Below are 6,535 nucleotides of genomic sequence, written 5' to 3'. Positions count from 1 at the left end.
CCCCCGCATCCCGGCCCGACTTGTGCCCAGCCTTGCGCTTGCAGCCCTCGCGGCCCTCGCAGGCCCCGCAGTGGCCCAGGACACCCCCCTCAGGGTGCTGGCGACGGTGGGCATGCTGGGCGATGTCGCGGCCAATGTGGCGGGCGACTGCGCGACCGTCGAGACCCTGATCGGCGCGGGCACGGACCCGCATGATTATTCCGCCACCCCCAGTGCCGTGGAGGCGATCGCGGCGGCCGAGCTGATCCTCTATGTCGACCGGACGCTGGAGGAGCGCCTGGCCGATGTCCTCGACCGCTTCAGCGCGCGCACGCCGACGCTGGGCGTGGTGGGCGCGACCTTTGCGCCCGCCGACCTGCTGGAGGACCCCGACGCGGCGGGCAGCATCGACCCGCATCTGTGGATGGATGTCAGCCGGTGGGCGCGCATCGCCCCGGTGATCGCCGACGCTATCGCCGAACAGCGTCCCGACTGCGCGGATGCGATGGCACAGACCGTGGCGGACTACGCCGCGCAGCTGGAGGCGCTGCATGCCTGGGTGGGCACGGCCATCGCCTCCATCCCCGAGGACCGGCGCCAGCTTGTCACCGCCCATGATGCGTTCGAGTATTTCGCCGATGCCTATGGCATGACCGCCTCCGAGGCGATCGAGGGCATCTCCACCGCCTCCGAGGCCAGCATTGGCGATATCCGCGACGTGGCCGCCTTTGTCGTCGACAGCGGCGTCCCCGCGGTGTTCGTGGAGACGACCGTGAACCCCCGCACCATCGAGGCGCTGGTGGCCGAAGTCCGCAACCAGGGCCACGAGGTCGCCATCGGCGGCGCGCTGTTCTCGGACGCGATGGGGGATGACGGCACCCCCGAGGGGACCTACATCGGCATGATCCGCGCCAACACCGCCACGATCACCGCAGCCCTGGGCGGCACCCTGCCCGACTGGCCCGAGGCGCTGGCGGACTGGGCACAGGCGTGGGACATCACACCCTGAGGGCTCCGTCCGGGCGCCCACGCCAGCCCCGGCCCGGGGCTGGTGCAATCACGGGCGTGAAACCGGCGCCGCGCCTGCTCCGGAGGCCCTTGCAACGCCGTCCCAAGCCGTGGCCCGTCGCCAGCCCCGCATCGAGGCCCGCGCACCCGCCTGATGACAATGCCTGAGGACGACACCCCACAACGGGACCAGACAACAACGCCCGATGCGGGGCCCGATGACGGGACCGCATGCAAGGGGCGGGCACCGCACGCGGCTGCCATCCGGCCACCGCACCAAGGGGCTGGCCCAGCGGCCACCTCGGGACCGGTGGCCAGGTCGCGGCGGGCCGTCTGGTCGCGATCGGCGGTCTGGTCGCGATCGGCGGCCTAGTCGCGGCGGCCGGTCTGTTCCAGCCGATCCTGAAGCGCATGCGCTTCCTGGCGGGCGGCGCGCAGCCCGTCCATCGCGGCGCGCAGTTCCGCCTCGGCCTGCGCCAGTTGGCCCGCCAGCTCCGACTCGCGCGATTGGACATAGGCGATGGCCTGGTCGCGGCGCTCCTCGGCGTCGTGCAGGGCGGCCGCGAGGCGGTCGACCTCGCCCATGTCGGCATCGCGCACCCGCGTGAACCGGTGCACCAGCCAGTGCGCGAACCACCCCAGCGCGAATGCGGCCAGCAGGATCAGGGCGGTAACGACGATGAATTCGGTACGGGTCAAGGGTGCGGATTTCCGAAGATGCGATGACGGGACAGGGACGGCGGGACAGGGGCGGATCACGGCGGCCGGGACGCCTGCATGCGCCCCCCGGGCCAGTATGCGACACCCCGCGCATGACGACAAGCCCACCCCCCTTTTGGCAACCACCGACCCGACGCGCCGGAGCGCAGACCACCGACCACCGACCACCGGCGAGTCATCGCAGCCAGACCACCTTGGCCAAGATATCTCGGGCAAGGGATCTCGCCGGGGGCCAGGGCCAAAGGCCCGCCCGCGCGCCGCCCCGGCACCGGCGCATGCGCCGCAGCGGTGCACCGCCAAGGCCCCGCCGAGCCGCGCATGGACACAGGACCGCGCCGCCCCTGGCGCCCGGCAACCACGCTACGGACGGCGCCGACCGCGCCACGGTCCCTGTGGAGGCCTCCAGCCACAGGCCAGCGGGCTGACGAGGCGCCGACGGCGGGGTGGCCGCGCCATTGCCCGCGCGCAGACGCGCGCATCGGGTCGGGATTGTCCGCGCGCGTCCGCACGCACTGGGATTGCGCGCACGGCGGGGCGCACTGGGATTGCCCGCGTGCGGCGGGGCGCACTGGGATTGCGCGTGCGGCGGGGCGCGGCGGAGCGCGGGGCATGACACAAACCGCGACGCCTCACCCTCGGCCCATTGCTTGCGCGCGTCCGGGGGCGGGAGCGGCGGGATGGGTGGCCATGACCCGGTGTCACACGTCCGGGCGCGCCCGTGGACGCATGGCCTCCGGTCATGGGGTCCGTCATGCGCTTCGGGCGCCGGGGGGGATCGCCGCCTCCCTGCCTCGGCGGCCCGCGCCCGCTCAGGGCGCGTGGCGGGGCGCCCACCCGTGTGCGACCGGGCGGTCGGGCGCGGGCAACGACGGCTGAGGGACGGGGGCCGCCGTGATGGGTGCGCGCGGCCCCGCGCGGGGGGCGTCAGGGGCGCGGCGCGGGGCGCGGGGTGTCGTCTGCGGCGTCGGTCACGGGAATCTCCAACCCGGCCTCGGCCTCCGGATCGCGGGGGCGGACGGTGGCGGGCGGGGTCCGCAGGGTGATCTCGATCCGGCGGTTGGCCTCGCGGCCGGTGGCGGTGGTGTTATCGGCGATGGGGCGCACCTGGCCATAGCCGACCGCGACGGCCTCGCCGACCAGAACGCGGCGTTGCGCCAGCCCGTCGCGCACCGCATCGGCACGGCGCTGGCTGAGGGCGAGGTTCATCTCGGCCCGGCCCTGGCTGTCGGTGTGGCCCGCGATCTCCAGCGGCAGGGCGCCGCATTCGCGCAGCACGTCGGCGATGGCGTCCAGGGTCTCGGCGGCGGCGCCCTCGATGCGGGCGGCGCCGGGGCGGAAGGTGATCTTCTCCTCCGCCAGGATGCCCTGCACCTGGGCGATGCAGCGCTCGGGGGTGGGGGCCATCGCGACGGGGTCCAGCGTCTCGTCGTAGCGGATGGCGATGTCGAAGGCCGCCCCACTGCCCAGCTTGTCCGCCAGCAGCCGGGCGACGATCTCGGGGGCCTCGCGGTCGCCGGTGCGCCCGGTGATGCGCAGCGCCTCGGCGCTGACCTCCACCCGGCCGTCATGCAGGCCCGCCAGCCCCTCCAGCCCGGCCATCACGCGCCGGGGCCAGCCGTCGGGCATGCCGTCATCCAGCCGCAGCGCGCTTTGCACCGCCGCGCTGCCGAACCGGGCGCGCGCCAGCGCCTGCACCGCCGCGCGCGAGGTGCCATCGCCCACCGGGCCCCCCAGAATGACCGTGCCGTTGTCGTCCAGCGTGGCGGTGAAGCGCGCGGCCTGGGTGACGGGGGTGTCCTCGACCGGGGCGGGCAGCTGCGCGGCGGCCAGCGAGAACACCTCCGGCAGGGCCGCCTGCAGCCGCGCGGTGGCGGCATCGAAGGCGCCCTCGTCGACGTCATGGGGCACGTTGAGGGTCACGTCCGCATCCGCGAACGTCAGCGTCCCCGCCCCCAGGGCGCCCAGCGCGGCCAGACCCGCCTCCACCGCGCGCGCCCACTCCGGCGAGGGCACGCCCAGCGCCAGCGTGCAGCCGATCTGCCCGGTGGCGCCTGCGGCCACCCCGGCGGCAAGGATGCGCGCGCGGGCCTCCTCGGTGTCGGCGGCGCAGCTGTCGAAGCGGGCACCGCGGTCGTCGATCACGAAGCGCAGCGCGAAGGGCGTGATGACCGGGCGCGGCGCCGAGATGTCGAGCGCCAGCGCCATGCCCTGCGGCGCGGTGCGCGCCAGCTCCGCCTCCAGCAGGCGCTGGGCGTCGCGGCTTTCGGCGGTGGCGGTGACGGCGACGCGGTCGGCCGCGATGGAGATCTTGGAGCGTTCCAGCCGGCCCAGCGCATCGAGGCCGAAGGCGACCGCGTCCTCCCAGCCCTCGGGGGCCGGGTGGTCGGCGGTCTCCAGCATGTCGGTCACCGGGCCGCCGTCGGTCAGCGCGCGGATGCGGGCGCGAATCGCCCCGCGCCCGGCGTCCGCCGGCACCAGCCCGATCAGCGACACGCCGTTGCCGTTGCGCAGGATCTCCAACGAGAATCGCGGCGGCGCCAGCGCGTCCGCGGCGTCCACATCCATGGCGTCGATCAGGCGCGCGGAATCCACCGTCTCGGCGGCCAGTGACAGCGCACGGAAGCGCTGCGGCTCGTCCTGCGCGGTGCCCGTCAGCGTCACCGTCAGCCCGTCGGCCCGCACCGTGACCCAGTCGAACCCCGCCACCCCCAGCCGCTGGGTGATCGACCGCTCGGCCGAGCTTTCGATCGCACCCACGGCCAGAACCGCCCCGCCCAGCGCCAACGCCCCGGCCGCGGCAAAGGCCGCAAGCCCCAGACCCGCACGCCGCATCCCATGTGGAAATCGCTGTGTCATGGCGCGGGCCATAGCCGGGGCGCCGCCCCCGCGCAATCAGACCAGAAGCGCGGCGGCAAGAAACGGCGCAGGCAGCAGCCCCGCATCGCGGTTGGAGCGGAACACCGCCATGCAGCTGTCGGTGTCGGCGGTGTCCAGCCGCGCCATCTGCCACACCAGATGCCCGCCGAACGCCACCACCCCCGCCAGCCCCGACACCAGCGCCGCCGGGCGGTCCCCCAGCGCCACCACCACCGCCGCCGCCATCAGCGCCACCGCGACGGCGGCGAATCCCCACAGCCAGCCTCGCGTGCGGTCGCCAAACAGCAGCGCCGTGGACTTCACCCCGATCAGCGCGTCATCCTCGGCGTCCTGATGGGCATAGATGGTGTCGTAGAACAGCGTCCAGGCGATCCCCGCCAGATACAGCAGCACCGGCGCCAGCCCCGGCGATCCGGTCTGCGCGGTCCACGCCAGCAGCACGCCCCAGTTCATCGCCAGCCCCAGGAACACCTGCGGCCACCAGGTGAACCGCTTGGCAAAGGGATAGACCGCCACCAGCGCCAGCGACGCCACCCCCAGCCCGATCGCCGCCCAGTTGAAGGTCAGCAGGATCAGCAGCGCCACCAGCGCCTGCGCCACCAGCCACGCCAGCGCGCCGCGCACGCTGACCTGTCCCGACGGGATCGGGCGGGACCGGGTGCGCGCCACCCGCGCGTCGATGTCGCGGTCGGTGATGTCGTTCCAGGTACAGCCCGCCCCGCGCATCAGGAACGCGCCGATCGCGCAGCCCACGGCGATCCACACCGTCAGCCAGCCCGCGCCCTGCGGCTGCGCCGCCACCGCCAGCGCCAGCCCCCACCAGCACGGCAGCAGCAACAGCCACGTCCCCGCCGGCCGGTCGGCCCGCGACAGCCGCAGCCACGGCCGCAGCCACACCGGCGCGCGCCGGTCCACCCAGTTGTCGGGCACGGCGTCCGCGACCTGACCGGATGCGGAGGGGCCTGATGTGGGGCGCCCCTCTGGCGTGGCGTGCGTTCGGGTCATATGGTTCGGTCCCATGTCCAGAAGTGCCAAGATCCGCCTGTTTGTAGACGCTCCGCTCGGGGCGGGGCAATGCGTCGGCCTGACCGGGCCGCAGGCGCATTACCTGTTCGCGGTCATGCGCCTGGCCGAAGGTGCGCGTGTGGCGCTGTTCAACGGCCGCGACGGCGAATGGCAGGCCGAGGTCACCACAGTTCACCGCAACCGCGGCGAAGTGCGCTGCACGCAGGCCAGCGCGGCCCTGTCGCTGCCGCCCGACCTGTGGCTGCTGTTCGCGCCGCTGAAAAAGACCCGCACCGATTTCATCGTCGAAAAGGCGACCGAGCTGGGCGTGCGGCGCATCCTGCCGGTGGGGACCGATTTCACCAACGCCGAGCGGCTGCGCCGCGACCGCCTGCAGGCCCACGCCGTGGAGGCCGCCGAGCAGTGCGGCGCCACCTTCGTCCCCGAGGTGGCCGACCTCACCCCCCTGCGCCGCGCGCTGGAGGGCTGGGACCCCGCCCGCCGCATCCTGTGGTGCGACGAGGGGCTGGCGGGATTCGTGCCCGAGGGCGCCGATGCGCCGCCCGCCGCCGCGCAGGAGGGCCAGGCGCCGGCGATCCCGGACGGCCCGGCACTCGGCGCGCCCGATGGGCCCGGCCCCTGGGCGATCCTGATCGGCCCCGAGGGCGGGTTCTCCCCGCCCGAGCGGGCACGCATCGCCGCCCTGCCGTTCGTGCACCCCGTCCGCCTCGGCCCCCGCATCCTGCGCGCCGACACCGCCGCGGTGGCCGCACTGACATGGTGGCAGATCACCCACGGCGACTGGTCCGCACCATGAGCGGGCCGGGCCAGCCCTTTGTCCGCCCCGAGGTCGCCGCCGCCCTGCACCGCTGGCGCGAGGTGCTGGTGGGCGTCGCCGTCGTGGCGCTGGGCGCGTGGCTCGGCGGTCTGGGGGGCTGGTTCTTCG

At 74.4% G+C, this 6,535-nt stretch carries 5 protein-coding genes; 2 read left to right on the top strand and 3 right to left on the bottom strand.

Annotated features, from left to right (window positions below; translation table 11 throughout):
• Window positions 1-988, top strand: a 988-nt coding sequence (locus CCR87_RS12870) for a metal ABC transporter solute-binding protein, Zn/Mn family (protein ID WP_242511999.1), incomplete at its 5' end; no start/stop codon positions are given.
• A 368-nt stretch (window positions 989-1,356) separates the two neighbouring features.
• Here CCR87_RS12870 and CCR87_RS12865 read toward each other — a convergent pair.
• From CCR87_RS12865 to ubiA, 3 genes are all read right to left on the bottom strand, one after another.
• Window positions 1,357-1,686 carry a hypothetical protein gene (locus CCR87_RS12865; RefSeq protein ID WP_201157932.1) on the bottom strand — a complete coding sequence of 110 codons (330 nt, stop codon included), beginning with the start codon at window positions 1,684-1,686 and terminating at the stop codon, window positions 1,357-1,359.
• A 945-nt stretch (window positions 1,687-2,631) separates the two neighbouring features.
• Window positions 2,632-4,539: an OmpA family protein gene (locus CCR87_RS12860; protein WP_201157931.1), complete on the bottom strand. Its 1,908-nt coding sequence runs from the start codon at window positions 4,537-4,539 to the stop codon at window positions 2,632-2,634.
• Window positions 4,540-4,599: 60 nt separating this feature from the next.
• Window positions 4,600-5,589 carry a 4-hydroxybenzoate octaprenyltransferase gene (gene ubiA, locus CCR87_RS12855; protein WP_201157930.1) on the bottom strand — a complete coding sequence of 330 codons (990 nt, stop codon included), beginning with the start codon at window positions 5,587-5,589 and terminating at the stop codon, window positions 4,600-4,602.
• Window positions 5,590-5,602: 13 nt separating this feature from the next.
• Here ubiA and CCR87_RS12850 point away from each other — a divergent pair, with 13 nt between their 5' ends.
• Window positions 5,603-6,406, top strand: a complete 804-nt coding sequence (locus tag CCR87_RS12850) for a 16S rRNA (uracil(1498)-N(3))-methyltransferase (RefSeq protein ID WP_201157929.1) — start codon at window positions 5,603-5,605, stop codon at window positions 6,404-6,406.
• Window positions 6,407-6,535: the final 129 nt, after the last annotated feature.

The sequence above is a fragment of the Rhodobaculum claviforme genome (assembly GCF_016653255.1).
GTDB classification, from domain to species: domain Bacteria; phylum Pseudomonadota; class Alphaproteobacteria; order Rhodobacterales; family Rhodobacteraceae; genus Rhodobaculum; species Rhodobaculum claviforme.
Note: the sequence above shows the minus strand (reverse complement) of the source record. Positions and strands in the feature narration are given on the sequence as shown.

Coding starts and splice junctions, on each gene's coding strand:
- CCR87_RS12860 (WP_201157931.1), bottom strand. CDS start 4,539: ATGCGGCGTGCGGGTCTGGGGCTTGCGGCCTTTGCCGCGGCCGGGGCG.
- ubiA (WP_201157930.1), bottom strand. CDS start 5,589: ATGACCCGAACGCACGCCACGCCAGAGGGGCGCCCCACATCAGGCCCC.
- CCR87_RS12850 (WP_201157929.1), top strand. CDS start 5,603: ATGTCCAGAAGTGCCAAGATCCGCCTGTTTGTAGACGCTCCGCTCGGG.